This window comes from Pseudomonas sp. R45(2017), from assembly GCF_002112305.1.
GTDB lineage: Bacteria > Pseudomonadota > Gammaproteobacteria > Pseudomonadales > Pseudomonadaceae > Aquipseudomonas > Aquipseudomonas paraglycinae.
On the sequence record NZ_NEHH01000005.1, the window covers coordinates 117,031 to 133,300 of the forward strand.

Genomic DNA, 16,270 nt, shown 5'->3' on the forward strand with positions numbered 1-16,270 from the left:
CTTTGAAACCAACCGAGATCAGCTCCCTTTCCCCCTCGCCCCCTTGGGGGAGAGGGTTGGGGTGAGGGGGCAAAAATCTCAGGCCCTACACGCAAGCAAGATCGACGCAATTCACCTCAAGCCTGAACGCTAAGGCCGTATTCTGCGGACGCATCCTGCAACCACAACCACCAGTAATCCGAGAAGCTGCGACGGATAAGCAGTTCCCAGGTGTCCTCAGCGGTGTGGCGGATCATCAGCTGCGACTTGGCGAACACCGTGCCCACAGCCTTGCCGACCGGGAAGTTGTTCGGGTGCACGTCGTAGCTGGTGGATTTCATCAGTACCTGACGTACGTTCGGGCCGCTCAATTCAAGCACTTGCTGGCCGCCGCTGACGTTGACGATTGCGATGTGCAGATCGCCCAGCGCTTCGCGCAGTTTCTGCTCGGCGGCGAACTCTTCACCGCTCGGCACAATCAGCAGCCACTCATCCGGGCCCATCCATTGCAGGCTGGTTTCGCCTTTGACGATCACACTCAGGGCGCCCGGCAATTCAATGCCCAGCGCCTTGTGCACACCGGCGGCGAACGCGGCATTGTGGCCATCGCCACGGATGGTCAGATGGCCGAGGAGTTTCTTCTCGCGCACGGTCACGCCGGCGGTCTTGCGGCCCTTGCCGACCAGGCTGGCGAGGTCGGCGTGATGCAGCGACGACTCGGCCTTGGCCCCGGTGGTCGGGCGTTGTTGGTAAACGTTGGCTGCGGTCATAAAGCACCCTTCCTGAATTCGGTGTCGCTCCCGCGCCAGGCGCGGGAGCGATCAATTAGATGTTCTGGCGATCGCCTTTCGGATCGAAGAACACCGAAGAAACGATTTCCGCCTCGATCACGCTGCCATCCGCCAGCGGTGCGAACACCCGCTCGCCCATGCGCTTGAGACCGCCCTTCACCACGCCCATGGCAAACGAATAGCCGAGGGAGTTGTGCGCGTAGCTGGAGGTCACGTGGCCGACCATGGTCATCGGGATCGACTGCTTGATGTTGAACACCAGCTGTGCACCTTCCGGCAGCCATACGTTCGGATCGATCGGCTTCAGGCCCACCAGCTGTTTACGCTGGTCACGCACGCAGTCTTCACGGTTCATGCCGCGCTGGCCGATCCACGAGAACGGTTTGGTGCGACCGACGCACCAGCCCATGTTCAGGTCGTCCGGGGTCATCGAGCCGTCGGTGTCCTGGCCGACGATGATGAAGCCCTTCTCCGCCCTCAAGACGTGCATGGTTTCGGTGCCGTACGGGGTCAGGTTGTACTGTTTGCCCGCCTCGACGATTTTTTCCAGCACGCCCATCGCGTAGTCGGCCTGGACGTTGACTTCGTACGACAGCTCACCGGTGAACGAGATGCGGAACACCCGTGCCGGTACACCGCCGACCAGACCTTCTTTCCAGGTCATGAACGGAAACGCTTCGTTGGCCAGGTCGATGTCGGTCACGGCGCTGAGCAGCTTGCGGCTGTTCGGGCCGGACAGGGTCATGGTCGCCCAGTGATCGGTGACGGAGGTGAAGTACACCTTCAGGTCCGGCCATTCGGTCTGGTGGTACAGCTCCAGCCACTGCAGGACGCGAGCCGCACCGCCGGTGGTGGTGGTCATGACGAAATGGTTGTCGGCCAGACACGCCGTCACACCGTCGTCGAAGACCATGCCGTCTTCCTTGCACATCAGGCCGTAACGGGCCTTGCCCACGTCGAGCTTGGTCCAGGCGTTGGTGTACACGCGATTGAGGAACTCGCGGGCGTCCGGGCCCTGGATGTCGATCTTGCCCAGGGTCGAAGCGTCCAGCAGACCGACGCTGTCGCGCACAGCCTTGCATTCGCGTTTGACGGCGGCATGCATGTCTTCGCCGTTTTTCGGGAAGTACCACGGACGTTTCCACTGACCGACGTCTTCGAACTCGGCGCCGTTTTTCAGGTGCCATTGATGCAGTGCCGTGTAACGCACAGGTTCGAAGATGTGCCCGCAGTGACGACCGGCTACCGCGCCGAAAGTGACCGGCGTGTAGTTCGGACGGAACATCGTGGTGCCCATCTGCGGGATGGTCACGTTCAGCGAGCGGGCGGCAATCGCCAGGCCGTTGACGTTGCCGAGCTTGCCCTGATCGGTGCCGAAGCCCAGCGCGGTGTAGCGTTTGACGTGCTCGACCGACTCGAAACCTTCGCGGGTCGCCAGCTCGATGGCCGCGGCGGTCACGTCGTTCTGCAGGTCGACGAATTGCTTCGGCGCCCGCGAAGTGCCCTTCTCGTGCGGCACCTGGAACAGCGCCAACGTCGGCTCTTCCAGACGGCTCAGGGCTTTCGGCAACACGGCTTCAACGGCCTGAAAACCGGCTTCGGACGCAGCGCGCACGCCGCCTTCAAAACCGTCAGCCAGCGAATCGCCGAGACCGTAGACGCCGTTGATGCCACCGACGCAAACACGTTTCTGCGGTGCTTCGCCCGGTACGAAACCGAGGATGTCTTCGCGCCAGATCGGCTTGCCGCCGAGGTGCGACGCCAGGTGAACCACCGGGCTGTAACCGCCGGAGCTGGCGATCAGGTCGCAGTCGAGCCATTCGCCCGGGCTGGTGACCTTGTGGCCTTTGACATCGATCGCCGCCACGCGGGCAGCGGTGACGTGCTTGCTGCCACGGGCCTCGATCACGGCGCTGCCGGTGAGGATGCGAATGCCTTTGGCGCGCGCTTCTTCGACCAATGCGCCACGCGGATTGCTGCGGGCGTCGGCGATGGCGACCACTTGCAGGCTGGCATCGAGCCAGTCCAGCGCCACGCGGTAGGCGTGATCGTTGTTGGTCGACAGCACCAGCTTCTTGCCCGGCGCCACACCGTAACGGCGCACGTAAGTCGAGACTGCGCCGGCGAGCATGTTGCCCGGCACGTCGTTGTTGCCGTAGACCAGCGGACGCTCGTGAGCGCCGGTCGCCAGCACTACACGCTTGGCGCGGACGCGGTGGATGCGCTGACGCACCTGGCCGATCGGCGCGCGGTCACCGAGGTGATCGGTGAGGCGTTCATGAATGGTCAGGAAGTTGTGGTCGTGGTAGCCGTTGACCGTGGCGCGCGGCAACAGCAGCACGTCCGGAGTGCTCTTCAATTCAGCGATGACGCCGGCCACCCATTCCATCGCCGGTTTGCCGTCGAGGCTTTCGCGGGAGTCGAGCAGGCTGCCGCCGAACTCTTCCTGTTCATCGGCGATGATCACCCGGGCACCGCTGCGTGCAGCGGCCAGTGCTGCTGCCAGACCGGCCGGACCGGCGCCGACGATCAGCACGTCGCAGTGCTGGTTCATGTAGTCGTAGGTGTCCGGATCGACTTCGGTCGGCGAACGGCCCAGGCCGGCAGCCTTGCGAATGTACTTCTCGTAAGTCATCCAGAACGATTGCGGGTACATGAAGGTTTTGTAGTAGAAACCCGGCGGCATCAGCTTGCCGCCGACCTTGCCGAGAATCCCCATCATATCGTTGTTGACGCTCGGCCAGCCGTTGGTGCTGGTGGCGACCAGGCCCTGGTACAGCGCCTGTTGCGTGGCGCGCACGTTAGGGATCTGGGTGGCTTCGGTAGCACCGATCTGCAGGACAGCGTTCGGCTCTTCGGCGCCGGCGGCGAAGATGCCGCGCGGACGCGAATACTTGAAGCTGCGGCCAATGATGTCAACGCCGTTGGCCAGCAGGGCTGCGGCCAGCGAGTCGCCTTCAAAACCTTTGTAGGTCTGGCCGTTGAAGGTGAAGCTCAGCACTTTGTTGCGGTCGATCCGTCCACCGTTGGACAGGCGATTGGTCTGGCTCATACCTTCTCTCCCAGCGCCGTCGTGGCTGTTTTCGCAGTGTCAGCCTTGTCGGTGAATTGCGGCTTGGTGCCGATCTTGTAGGTTTCGAGAATCTCGTAGGTCACGGTGTCGCGGGTGACGTTGAAGTACTGGCGGCAACCGGCGACGTGATCCCACAGTTCGTGGTGCAGACCGCGCGGGTTGTCGCGGAAGAACATGTAGTCGCCCCACTCCTCGTCGGTGCAGCTGTTCGGATCCAGCGGACGCGGGATGTGCGCCTGGCCGGATGCGTGGAATTCCTCTTCGGAGCGCAGTTCGCCGCAGTGAGGACAGAAGATATGCAACATGGGGATTTCTCCTGTTAGTGGGCGACAGCCGCAGCGCCGTGTTCGTCGATCAACGCACCGTTGTGGAAACGGTCGATGGAGAAAGGTGCGGCCAGCGGGTGCATTTCACCCTTGGCCAGACTCGCGGCAAACACGTTGCCCGAGCCAGGAGTTGCCTTGAAGCCGCCGGTGCCCCAACCGCAGTTGAAGAACATGTTCGGTACCGGGGTTTTCGAAATGATCGGGCAGGCGTCCGGCGTGGTGTCGACGATGCCGCCCCACTGACGGTTCATGCGCACCCGCGACAGCACCGGGAACATCTCGACGATGGCCTGGATGGTGTGCTCGATCACCGGGTACGAACCGCGCTGGCCGTAGCCGTTGTAGCCGTCGATACCGGCGCCGATCACCAGGTCGCCCTTGTCGGACTGGCTGATGTAACCGTGCACGGCATTGGACATGATCACGCTGTCGATAATCGGTTTGATCGGCTCGGACACCAGCGCTTGCAGCGGGTGGGATTCGATCGGCAGACGGAAACCGGCGAGCTTGGCCATGTGCCCGGAGTTACCGGCGGTGACCACACCGACGCGTTTGGCGCCGATGAAGCCCTTGTTGGTTTCAACACCGATGCACACGCCGTTTTCCTTGCGGAAACCGATCACTTCGGTCTGCTGGATCAGGTCCACACCGAGGGCGTCGGCGGCACGGGCAAAGCCCCACGCCACGGCATCGTGACGGGCCACGCCACCGCGACGCTGAACGGTTGCGCCCATCACCGGGTAGCGGGTGTTTTTCGAGCAGTCGAGGTACGGAATTTCGTCCGCGACCTGCTTGGCGTTGAGCAGTTCGCCGTCGACGCCGTTGAGGCGGTTGGCGCTGACCCGACGCTCGGAATCACGGATATCCTGCAGGGTGTGGCACAGGTTGTAGACGCCGCGCTGGGAGAACATCACGTTGTAGTTCAGGTCCTGAGACAGGCCTTCCCACAGTTTCATCGCGTGTTCATAGAGGTGCGCCGACTCGTCCCACAGGTAGTTGGAGCGAACGATGGTGGTGTTGCGCGCGGTGTTACCGCCGCCCAGCCAGCCCTTTTCGACCACGGCCACGTTGGTGATGCCGTGCTCCTTGGCCAGATAGTAGGCCGTCGCCAGACCGTGCCCGCCGCCGCCGACGATGACCACGTCGTAGACCTTTTTCGGGGTCGGCGTGCGCCACATGCGCTGCCAGTTTTCGTGGTGGCTGAGGGAGTGTTTGAAGAGGCCGAAGCCCGAATAGCGTTGCATAGTCATGTACTCCAGAACGCTCAGCGATAAACCGGGAAGTCAGCGCACAGGGCCGAAACCTGCTGGGCGACGTTGGCCTCGACATCGGCATCGCCGAGGTTGTCGAGGATGTCGCAGATCCAGCCGGCCAGCGTCACGCACTGGGTCACCTTGAAGCCGCGAGTGGTCACCGCCGGGGTGCCGATGCGCAGGCCGGAGGTCACGAACGGCGACTGCGGGTCGTTCGGTACGGCGTTCTTGTTGACGGTGATGTGCGCGCGACCGAGGGCGGCGTCGGCGTCCTTACCGGTGAGGCCCTGACGGATCAGGCTGACCAGGAACAGGTGGTTGTCGGTGCCGCCGGACACTACATCGTAGCCACGTTTGATAAAGACGCTCGCCATCGCCTGGGCGTTGTCGATCACTTGTTGCTGATAGGCCTTGAAGCCAGGCTCCAGTGCTTCCTTGAAGCACACGGCCTTGCCGGCGATGACGTGCATCAGCGGGCCGCCCTGGGCGCCGGGGAATACTGCGGCGTTGAGCTTCTTCTCGATTTCTTCGTTGGACTTGGCCAGGATCAGCCCGCCACGCGGACCGCGCAGGGTCTTGTGAGTGGTGGTGGTGACCACGTCGGCGTACGGCAGCGGGTTCGGGTACAGACCGGCAGCCACCAGACCGGCGACGTGAGCCATGTCGACGAACAGCAGCGCACCGACCTTGTCGGCGATCTGACGGAAGCGCGGGAAGTCGAGGGTTTTCGAGTAGGCCGAGAAACCGGCGACGATCATTTTCGGTTTGCACTCGACGGCCAGACGCTCGACTTCGTCGTAATCGATCAGGCCGGTCTTGGTGTCGATGCCGTACTGCACGGCGTTGTACAGTTTGCCCGAAGACGAAACCTTGGCGCCGTGGGTCAGGTGACCGCCGTGGGCCAGGCTCATGCCGAGGATGGTGTCGCCTGCTTGCAGCAGGGCCAGGTACACGGCGCTGTTGGCCGAGGAACCGGAGTGCGGCTGGACGTTGGCGTAATCGGCGCCGAACAGCTGCTTGGCGCGTTCGATGGCCAGGGCTTCGACCTTGTCGACGTGCTCGCAGCCACCGTAGTAGCGCTTGCCCGGATAGCCTTCGGCGTATTTGTTGGTCAGGCCGCTGCCTTGCGCTTCCATCACGCGTTTGCTGGTGTAGTTCTCCGACGCGATCAGCTCGATGTGATCTTCCTGACGTTGCTCCTCGGCATTCATCGCCGCCAGCAGTGCATCGTCGTAACCCTGGATCTGGTCTTGCTTGCTGAACATCGCGTCTCTCCCAGCGGCATCTGTGCGCCATTCGTCTCGGTAAGGCACGGCGTTCAGCCAATGCCCTTTGATGCGATGGTATGGCCGGCGCAGGGAGGTCAAATGCCTACGGACGCCACGCAAAGGTGCGTTTACGACATGGCGGCGGCGACGGACTCAAACAAGCAGCTGGCGCAAGGCCAGAAGAACCACGAAATGCGCGGGATAGAGCGCATACGCCCAGCGCCGCATGGGTGGCGTGTGGAGGTAAGTGGCTTGTCGCAACAGGAACATTCCGAGCAGTGGCGCGATCAGGCAAGTCACAATCCCGAGGATGGCGACAATGTTGCCGAACTGCGCGGATTCGTAGAGCGTCCGCCATTGATTCGCGGCCAGACACAGCAGGCCCGGCAGCAGGCTGAAATACCAGGGTTTGCGAAACACCAGCAACATCGCCAGCGGCAGCAGGACGCCGAACAGACCGAACATCAGTCGCTCCGGGAACATCGCCGCCAACAGCAGCGCGCCGACGGCCAGCAATCGCGAAATCAGCGCTCGCGCCTGCCAGCCCCGCGCCACCAGCAGGCCCAGCGCCAGCGTCGGCATCACGTTCAACGTGTCGGGCTCTGGAATGTACAAACGGTAGGGAATCTCGCTGAGCAGGCTGAACAGCAGCAGCCAGCCCAGATAGCGCCATTCGGTCTTGCGCGCGCCGTCCCGCGCAAGATTCGCCGCCATCGCCAGGCAAAACCAGGGGAACGCCAGCCGCCCCGGCACATACAGCCAATCGGCGCTGATCCCGACATATCGCAGGTGATCGAGCAGCATGCTCAGCAGCGCCAGCCACTTGAGCAGATCGAGTGCGCCGTCGCGCTGGCTCAGGTGCATAATCGGCTCGCATCCTTGTAAAGTTCTGACAGCGACATCCCGTGTGCTCCCCGGATGATCTTCGGTAAAGTGCGCACCATCATTGACCAACGGAGCGCCACAAGCGCACCGACCACGGAAGCCGGCCATGACCGACAAGAGCCAACAATTCGCCAGCGACAACTATTCCGGTATCTGCCCTGAAGCCTGGGCTGCCATGGAACAGGCCAACCACGGCCACCAGCGCGCCTATGGCGACGATGAATGGACAGCCCGCGCCTCGGATGATTTCCGCAAGCTGTTCGAGACCGACTGCGAAGTGTTCTTCGCCTTCAACGGCACCGCCGCCAACTCGCTCGCGCTGTCGTCGCTGTGCCAGAGTTACCACAGCGTGATCTGCTCGGAAACCGCCCACGTCGAAACCGACGAATGCGGCGCGCCGGAATTCTTCTCCAACGGTTCGAAACTGCTGATCGCCGGGACTGAAAACGGCAAGATCACCCCGGCCTCGATCCGCGAAGTCGCCCTCAAGCGTCAGGACATCCACTACCCGAAACCGCGTGTCGTGACCCTGACCCAGGCCACCGAGGTCGGCAGTGTCTACACCCCGGAAGAAGTCCGCGCCATCAGCGACACCTGCAAGGAACTGGGCCTGAACCTGCACATGGACGGCGCGCGGTTCTCCAACGCCTGCGCCTTCCTCGGCTGCTCGCCGGCGGACCTGACCTGGAAGGCCGGCGTCGACGTGCTGTGCTTCGGCGGCACGAAGAACGGCATGGCGGTGGGTGAGGCGATCCTGTTCTTCAACCACAAACTGGCCGAAGACTTCGATTACCGCTGCAAACAGGCCGGGCAACTGGCCTCGAAAATGCGCTTCCTGTCGGCGCCGTGGGTCGGCATCCTGGAAAACGACGCCTGGCTCAAATACGCCCGCCACGCCAACCACTGCGCGCAACTGCTGGCCGAACTGGTCAGCGACATCCAGGGCGTGGAACTGATGTTCCCGGTCCAGGCCAACGGCGTGTTCCTGCAACTCTCGGAACCGGCCATCGCCGCCCTCACCGCGCGCGGCTGGCGCTTCTACACCTTCATCGGCAAGGGCGGCGCCCGCTTCATGTGCTCGTGGGACACCGAGGAAGAACGCGTACGCGAACTGGCACGCGACATCCGCGAAGTCATGTCGGCCTGATCGCCTCCTCCTTGATCGTTCCCACGCTCCGCGTGGGAATGCCTCCCGGGACGCTCCGCGTTCCTGCCGCACCACTGATGTAACGCCAGGCACCGTCATGACGCGGAGCGTCAAAGGCTGCATTCCCACGCGGAGCGTGGGAACGATCGGCGATCAGGCTCCCTCCCGTTTCAGCTCCATCGACTACATTGTCTGTCGAGCCATCGCTCACATAACAATAAGCAGGAGCTTGCGCATGTCGCTAAAAGGCAAAACCTTGTTCATCACCGGCGCCAGCCGTGGCATCGGGCGCGAGATTGCGCTGCGGGCTGCACAGGACGGGGCCAATATCGTGATCGCGGCCAAGAGCGCCGAGCCGCACGCCAAGTTGCCCGGCACCATCCACAGCGTCGCCGCGGAAGTCGAAGCGGCCGGCGGCAAGGCCCTGGCGCTGCAACTGGATGTGCGGGATGAGGAGGCGGTGCGACAGGCGCTGGCCCAGGCCAATCAACATTTTGGCGGGATCGATGCGCTGGTGAACAACGCCGGGGCGATCAAGTTGACCGGTGTGCAGCACATCGAACTCAAGCGTTTCGACCTGATGCATCAGATCAACACCCGCGCGGTGTTGCTGTGCAGCCAGGCCGCCCTGCCCTATCTGAAGAAGTCCTCCGGGCACATTCTCAACCTGTCACCGCCGCTGAATCTGGCCAGCAAATGGTTCGCGCAATACAGCCCCTACACCGTGACCAAGTACGGCATGAGCATGCTGACGGTGGGCATGAGCGAGGAGTTTGCCAACTACGGCATCAGCGTCAATTCGCTGTGGCCGCAGACCATGATTGCCACGGCGGCCATCGAGTTTCAGCTGGGCAATCGGGAGTCGTTCAAGCATGCGCGCACGCCAGCGATCATGGCGGATGCGGCGCATGTGATTCTGAGCAGCAGCGAGCGGCGGATTACCGGGCGGTTGTTGATTGATGAAGAGATCTTGCGCGAAAGCGGCGTGAGCGAATTCGACCACTATCGGTTTGAGCCGAAGAGTGACGCGAAGTTGATGACGGATCTGTTTATCGACTGAGCATTTTCAGAATAGACCTACACCAGGACCTACATAAACCAAACAGGCTTCGCCATAGACTGCCTGCTCCTTTTTCGAGGAGTGCTGACTATGGCGAACCCTGCCTACATGACCATTACCGGCAAGACTCAAGGCCTTATTTCAGCCGGGTGTTCGACCCCGGAATCGGTCGGCAACAAATACCAGAAAGCCCATACCGATGAAATCATGGTGTTCGCCTTGAGCCATGAAATGCGCCGCGACAACAACCTCGGCAAAGCCGTCCACCAACCGGTCATCATCACCAAAGCGGTCGACAAATCCTCCCCCTTGCTGGCCCAGGCGCATTCGAACAGCGAAGAACTCGAATGCACGATCAGCCTTTACCGAACCTCGCCTCAAGGTCAGCAGGAGAAGTTTTATTCAATTTCCCTCGATGGGGCCGTTCTGGCTGAACTCTCGCAGGAAGTGCCCCACGTCATTCTGCAAAACGACGCTCAACCTCAAGAACAACTGGCCATTCGTTACCGCGGCATCAGTTGGGTACACCACATTGCGGGCACCACCGGCCATACCTCGTGGGGCAGCCAGGATTGAACCCTCGACCACATGATCCCTGCGGCGTTGAGGATGCCGCCGGCAACTTGCTCGGCCAGGCGCTGACCGCCAGTGCTCGCCATCTGGCGTTCGGCATCGCGCGGGTGCAGTTCAATCAACAAGTCGCATATTTCGCCAAGCACATCACCGATGAGGTTGCCGCCGGACGCCTGACTCCGGAGCAGGGAATCCTTGCGCTTGTGCAGGAACAACACAACCTGCTGAACCAGTCTCGGATCCTGCAGCAAAACAGGCACGGAGCGATCACCGGCACGGCCAAGGCACGACGCTTGTCGATGCTCCCACAGCCTGCAGCAACTCCCGATCCGGAACGTCTGCTCCGGGCCGCTCACCAGCAGAACCTGAAAGTGACACGCCCGAACTCAGCCCCGCCCTCCTCTCCGCGTCCGGTCAACGACTTGCGAATGGTTCCCCGCGAGCATTGGCCGCAGGAGCTGCCGGCGCCCGAAGAGCCGGGGTTCTACATCGTGCCGAAAAGCGTGTCCGCCGAGAAACTTCAGGCGCAGCTGTTTGCGTCGCCAAACCCGAGTGTCATCGCCAAATTCAAAAGCCTCAATCAGCTGGACGACGTGGTGAAAGCCGGAACGCTGATTGTCCTGAGCGACCCGGACAATCAGCAATGCACCTATGAAGAATCACTGCTGATGGAAACCGCGCACATCGTCAGCATGGCGCTGGCGCCGTTGACGGTGGAAGAGGCGGACTTTTTTGCCCAGCACTATGAGGTCATCAGAAGGACGCTTTCAGATGGGTCAAAAGTTATTGGGGTTGGTACTGCCATGGCGGCTAATCATCTGGATGGCATAAAAGCCGCTTTGAAAGACATTGAGGCATTGCATATCAGCACTATCGAGACCAATGGCAGCCTGAACTCAAAAGCATTCAAAAAGCGGCGCGCCGAATTACTTCAACGGCTGGACGGACAGCTAACCGGATTGACGAAGAAAGTCATTGGCCTCCCTGATCACCCAAACCTCAAGATCGCTCTAGGAATCGAGCATCCGCACCTGGTGCACCGCTGGAGGAAGGCTGGCGGCATCGGCCAGCCGCCCGGGTACGCCACTCACATTCAAGGCGTGGTGAAAGCCTCGCAATACGTAAAATATGGCGGATGGATTGGTACGGCCGTGGCTGGCGGAGCCTCGGCAATGAAGGTTCAGGATGTCTGTACGAACGAGAACGCCGAGGAGTGCGAAAAGATTAAATTCACCGAAACCGGAAGTTTTCTGGGTGGAGCTGTCGGTTCTGCTGTAGGTGCAAGCACGGCCTCCACCATTTGCGTAGCACTCGGGGTATCCAGTGCAGGAATCGGTGGGGCACTGTGCGGGATCGTGGTTGCGGGAGCCGGATCCTTTACGGTCGGCTATATGGGCGAAAAAGGCGGCGAAATCGCCGGTGAATTGATTTACGAGAAAACCCGATGAGTTATGAAACTGCAAGAGATGCCTTTATCATTCTAAACATCATAAACGTCGCCGCACTCATAATAATCAACTGCATCGTTTTATATATCGCAAAAACAAAAATAGAACTAATAATGAACAGCCTTCAAAACAGTTCGATCGCCGGAGGCCTTATGATGCTATGGCATGGAGGCGTGCGGGGGCGGATCTACATGATGGGGGAAATTTTTAGCTTCCTGAAACGTCCAGAAATCTACCTTTACCAAGGGAAACTGAGCGCAAAAGATATTAAAAATTTTCCGCCAGACTTCAAACGCACGCTACTTACACTATATAAATATCAGAGAATTTCCGGCTTAACTTTTTTGCTCTTTGGACTTCTCGCCGCATTAGAAATTATTTAAAAACAGCAACTAATGACTTCATACGATCTCCCCTACGAGAGATCGCCCCCAAGCCTGCAAACTGAATTCAATATTCGATCCGAACATCCCCCTTCGGCACACTGCAGCAAGAAAGAATGTACCCCTCCGCCTCGTCGTCCTCGGTGATCCCGCCGTTGTGATCCATCTCCACCTCGCCGCCCAGCTTGAGTACCTTGCACGTCCCGCAGATCCCCATGCCGCAGGCTTTCGGGATCATCAGGCCGACCTTCGCAGCCGCCGCATGCACGGTCTCGCCCGGGGCCACACGGATGCTCTTGTCCGAAGAGGTGAATTCCACCAGGTGCAGATCCGCCGCCGGCACTTCCGGTGCTTCCGCCGCCTGTTCCGCCTGCTCCACCGCATCGGCGCGGGCTTCCGGTGGCGTGGCGCCGAAGGATTCCTCGTGATAGCGCTTCATGTCGTAGCCGGCGTTTTCCAGCAGGCGTTTGACCGCCGTCATGTACGGCGTCGGGCCGCAGCAGAAGACTTCGCGCTCGAGGAAGTCCGGCACCATCAGTTCCAGCATCTTGTGGTTGAGGTAGCCGCGATAGCCGGCCCACGGCTCGCCCAGCCCATGCTTTTCGCAGATCAGGTGCAGGCTGAAGTTGTCGATCCGCGACGCCATGTGTTCCAGCTCGCGGTGGTAAATGATGTCTTTCGGTGAGCGAGCGCTGTGAATGAACGTCATGTCGACGTTGCCGTTGGTGTCGTAGAACCAGCGCGCCATGGACATCACTGGTGTGATGCCGACACCACCGCTCAGGTACAGCACTTTCGGGCTCGGGAAATCGATGGCGTTGAACAGCCCGACCGGGCCGTGTACCGCCAGCTCCTGGCCTTCATGCAGCGTGTCGTGTAGCCAGTTGGACACCTTGCCCCCCGGCACGCGCTTGATGGTCACCGAAAAGCTGTACGGCACCGACGGCGAGCTGGAGATGGTGTACGAACGCATGATCGGCTGGCCTTCGATTTCCAGCTCCAGGGTCACGAACTGTCCGGGCTTGAAGAAGAACAGGATCGGCTGGTCGGCCATGAAACAGAAGGTGCGCACATCCCAGGTTTCCTGGATGACTTTGACGCAACGGACGATGTGTCGGCCATTGGCCCAGGTCTGGGTGGTGACCGGATTCAGGAAGCTGTTCGACATGCTGTTCTCCACGGCCGACTGTCGGCCTTCATGTGGCGATTCTGCGTATAGCGCGAACGCCCCGTTTACCTATCCGCGACATTGACATACTTATCGCGACCAGCCCCCAACCACCGGGGGTTGCGCGTCGGGAACAGATTGCACCATGTCGCCCATGGATAAGGTTCCGGGCAGCGGCGGCCCCACACTCGCCCCAACACAAACAGATTCTTTACACCTTGCGTAGCACCCCTTAGCCGCACACCCGATCAGCCACTTTCGCGGCCACGCAGATGGCCTTGAGGATTACATCGATGGACACCGCAAAAATCAGCCTGGGCGACCCGCTGGAACCCGCACGCAAGGCCACCGCACAAATGCTGCAGGAACGCGAGCGCACCTACTCCCTGCCGCAGCCGTTCTACAGCGACGAGCGGCTGTTCGATATCGACATGCAGGAGATCTTCCAGAAAGAGTGGTTGATCGCCGGCATGACCTGCGAAATCCCGGCCAAGGGCAACTACATCACCCTGCAGATCGGCAAGAACCCGATCATCGTGATTCGCGGCGCCGAAGGCGTGGTGCACGCGTTCCACAACGTCTGCCGCCACCGAGGCTCGCGCCTGTGCACCAGCGACAAGGGCAAGGTCGCCAAACTGGTCTGCCACTATCACCAGTGGACGTATGAGCTGGACGGTCGCCTGCTGTTCGCCGGCACCGAAATGGGCGCCGACTTCGACATGAAGCAGTACGGCCTCAAACCGGTGAACGTGAAGACTGCCGGCGGCTACATCTTCATCAGCCTGGCGGAGAACCCGCCGGCCATCGATGACTTCCTGTCGACCCTGAACCACTACATGGAACCGTACGACATGGAGAACACCAAGGTGGCGATTACCACCACCTTGATGGAAAAGGCCAACTGGAAACTGGTGCTGGAAAACAACCGCGAGTGCTACCACTGCAGCGGCTCTCACCCGGAACTGTTGAAAACCCTGCTGGAATGGGACGACGTCACCGACCCGCGTGCCGATCAGGCGTTCAAGGATCACGTCGCCGCCTCCGCCGCTGCCTGGGAAGCCGAGAAGATCCCTTACGCCCACGCCAGTTTCGGCCTGCGCAACCGCATCGTGCGCATGCCGCTGCTCAAGGGCACCGTGTCGATGACCATGGACGGCAAACAGGGCTGCGCCAAACTGATGGGCCGGATCAAGAACCCGGACCTGGGCTCGATGCGCATCCTGCACTTGCCGCACTCGTGGAACCACTGCATGGGCGACCACATCATCGTATTCACCGTGTGGCCGATCAGCGCTCAGGAAACCATGGTCACTACCAAATGGCTGGTGCACAAGGATGCGGTCGAAGGCGTGGATTACGACGTCGAACGCATGCGCAAGGTGTGGGACGCGACCAACGATCAGGACCGTCGTCTGGCCGAAGAGAACCAGCGCGGGATCAACTCCACCGCGTACCAGCCGGGCCCGTACTCCAAGACCTATGAGTTCGGCGTGGTCAATTTCGTGGACTGGTACAGCGAGCGGATGCTGAGCAATCTCGGCGCCGAGCCTGCGCCATACCTCAAAGGCGTGCCGGTCCAAGGCTGATTGCATCTGACCGATCATTCCCACGCTCTGCGTGGGAACGATCATGGCGTCCTTATAGCAACCGCATCATTGCGATGACCACCTTACCGAGCCATCCTCCCCGATAAACTCCTCGAAAATCTCCTCCCCCACCAACCTGATCTTCGCGTACCCATTCAACACCCGCAGCGGATAGTCCGGATCGTTCGCATCCTGCGTCTCCGAAAACAGCACCCGCGAATGCCCGTTCAGCTCGCTGGTGGTGCCATAGGGAATCGCTCCATGCCCGGCACAGCGCGCGTGCAGCCCACCCTGCGGCGCATAGACGATGCCATTGTGCAGATGGCCCCAGTACCAGTAATCCGGCTCGCGCCCCAGTGCATCGCACACCGGTTGATACAGCGCGGTCTTGTTGTGCCCGGTGATGTCGAAGCCCTGATGGTGGCTGAGCACCATGAGTTTCTTGCGTTTGGGCAGACCTTTCATCCACTCGATCTGCGGCTTGTTCAGGGTGCCATCCATGTACAGGTTCATGACGTCCGAGGCGTACGCCGTGTCCAGTCCGACAATCAGCCAGTCGTCGTTGATCAGGGCAAAGTAGCTGGTGCCCTGCTGCCCCGGAAAACGCGCGGCCAGTTCCTTGAAATAGCCGTGGGCGCCGCTGTACATCTCGTGGTTGGAATTGAGGGTGAACGAACCATGGGTGCCCATCGGCCAGCCCGCCATGTCGGTGTCCTCCTGGGAGTGGGTGCCGGCGTAATAAACATCCCCCAGGTGAATGGTGAAATCGGCATTGGCGAGTTGCATCTGGTTCGCCACCGACACCGCCGGCGCATGGCTGTTGAACGGCCCGGTGCCCCAGTCGCCGGCAATCGCCAGCGTCACTTCGCGATCCATTTTCACCAGCGCCGGATCGGTGCCGAAGGTCGCGTGATGGCGCAGGTTTTCGATCCACTTGAGCAGCGCCTCGCTCCACAACAGATCCAGCAGCTCCCATTTGCGACAGCCCAGCAGCGTGCCGTCCTTGAGTACCTTGGTCTGTAGTTGATCGGGCGATTGCGGCAGCGGCGTCGCGTTGCCGATACGCAGGATCGACAAACCGTGGGCCAACTCCCACGGCACGGCCGGCTCGTCGGTCGGCAACTCGCCGTGCTTGAGCACGTATTGCGCCTGATCGTGACCGCGCTGGAGCAACTTGATGATGGCTTGAAACTCCTGCGGCTCCAGCTCGCTGATGAGCTTCATCCAGGCCATTTCGATGCGCGTGAACAAGCCGTGCAGGCGCACCTTGACCTTGTCGTATTCGTGTTTCAGATGACCGACCGCTGACATGGCGTAATCCTCTATCCGT

14 protein-coding genes are annotated in these 16,270 nt (G+C 60.9%); 6 read left to right on the forward strand and 8 right to left on the reverse strand.

Annotated elements, in window-relative coordinates; all coding sequences use genetic code 11:
* Positions 1-116: 116 nt before the first annotated feature.
* The 6 genes from CAF74_RS13070 to CAF74_RS13095 form a co-directional block, all read right to left on the reverse strand.
* Positions 117-749 carry a sarcosine oxidase subunit gamma gene (locus CAF74_RS13070; RefSeq protein WP_085746630.1) on the reverse strand — a complete coding sequence of 211 codons (633 nt, stop codon included), beginning with the start codon at positions 747-749 and terminating at the stop codon, positions 117-119.
* A 55-nt stretch (positions 750-804) separates the two neighbouring features.
* Positions 805-3,822 (reverse strand): sarcosine oxidase subunit alpha, encoded by a 3,018-nt coding sequence (locus CAF74_RS13075; RefSeq protein WP_085746631.1) that lies wholly within the window; start codon positions 3,820-3,822, stop codon positions 805-807.
* Entirely contained in the window at positions 3,819-4,148 is a 330-nt protein-coding gene (locus CAF74_RS13080; RefSeq protein WP_011336273.1) for a sarcosine oxidase subunit delta, read from the reverse strand. The genes CAF74_RS13075 and CAF74_RS13080 overlap by 4 nt, the downstream gene beginning before the upstream one ends.
* 14 nt (positions 4,149-4,162) lie before the next feature.
* Positions 4,163-5,413 carry a sarcosine oxidase subunit beta gene (locus tag CAF74_RS13085; protein WP_003206307.1) on the reverse strand — a complete coding sequence of 417 codons (1,251 nt, stop codon included), beginning with the start codon at positions 5,411-5,413 and terminating at the stop codon, positions 4,163-4,165.
* A 20-nt stretch (positions 5,414-5,433) separates the two neighbouring features.
* Positions 5,434-6,687: a serine hydroxymethyltransferase gene (gene glyA, locus CAF74_RS13090; RefSeq protein WP_007959804.1), complete on the reverse strand. Its 1,254-nt coding sequence runs from the start codon at positions 6,685-6,687 to the stop codon at positions 5,434-5,436.
* Between the two features lie 156 nt (positions 6,688-6,843).
* Positions 6,844-7,554 (reverse strand): TraX family protein, encoded by a 711-nt coding sequence (locus CAF74_RS13095; protein WP_085746632.1) that lies wholly within the window; start codon positions 7,552-7,554, stop codon positions 6,844-6,846.
* 127 nt (positions 7,555-7,681) lie between these two features.
* On the opposite strand from CAF74_RS13095, the gene CAF74_RS13100 reads away from it, so the two are divergent.
* The 5 genes from CAF74_RS13100 (at position 7,682) to CAF74_RS13120 (ending at position 12,186) form a co-directional block, all read left to right on the forward strand.
* Positions 7,682-8,722, forward strand: a complete 1,041-nt coding sequence (locus CAF74_RS13100; protein ID WP_085746633.1) for a low specificity L-threonine aldolase — start codon at positions 7,682-7,684, stop codon at positions 8,720-8,722.
* 235 nt (positions 8,723-8,957) lie between these two features.
* A complete protein-coding gene (locus CAF74_RS13105; protein WP_085746634.1) occupies positions 8,958-9,782 on the forward strand; it encodes an NAD(P)-dependent oxidoreductase in 825 nt (274 codons plus the stop codon).
* A gap of 90 nt (positions 9,783-9,872) precedes the next feature.
* Positions 9,873-10,358: an Hcp family type VI secretion system effector gene (locus CAF74_RS13110; RefSeq protein WP_011336278.1), complete on the forward strand. Its 486-nt coding sequence runs from the start codon at positions 9,873-9,875 to the stop codon at positions 10,356-10,358.
* A 47-nt stretch (positions 10,359-10,405) separates the two neighbouring features.
* Positions 10,406-11,803, forward strand: coding sequence for a hypothetical protein (locus CAF74_RS13115; RefSeq protein WP_256578375.1), 1,398 nt, complete (start codon positions 10,406-10,408; stop codon positions 11,801-11,803).
* Positions 11,800-12,186: a hypothetical protein gene (locus CAF74_RS13120; RefSeq protein WP_085746636.1), complete on the forward strand. Its 387-nt coding sequence runs from the start codon at positions 11,800-11,802 to the stop codon at positions 12,184-12,186. Before CAF74_RS13115 ends, CAF74_RS13120 begins: the two co-directional genes overlap by 4 nt.
* Positions 12,187-12,253: 67 nt before the next feature.
* Here the strand turns inward: CAF74_RS13120 and gbcB are convergent, their stop codons facing one another.
* A complete protein-coding gene (gene gbcB / locus CAF74_RS13125; RefSeq protein ID WP_011336281.1) occupies positions 12,254-13,354 on the reverse strand; it encodes a glycine-betaine demethylase subunit GbcB in 1,101 nt (366 codons plus the stop codon).
* Between the two features lie 293 nt (positions 13,355-13,647).
* Here gbcB and gbcA point away from each other — a divergent pair, with 293 nt between their 5' ends.
* Complete coding sequence (gbcA, locus tag CAF74_RS13135; RefSeq protein ID WP_085746637.1) at positions 13,648-14,940, forward strand: glycine-betaine demethylase subunit GbcA; 1,293 nt, start codon at positions 13,648-13,650, stop codon at positions 14,938-14,940.
* A 66-nt stretch (positions 14,941-15,006) separates the two neighbouring features.
* Here gbcA and CAF74_RS13140 read toward each other — a convergent pair whose 3' ends face one another.
* On the reverse strand, positions 15,007-16,251 hold the full coding sequence (locus CAF74_RS13140) for a metallophosphoesterase (RefSeq protein ID WP_085746638.1): 1,245 nt from the start codon (positions 16,249-16,251) through the stop codon (positions 15,007-15,009).
* Positions 16,252-16,270: the final 19 nt, after the last annotated feature.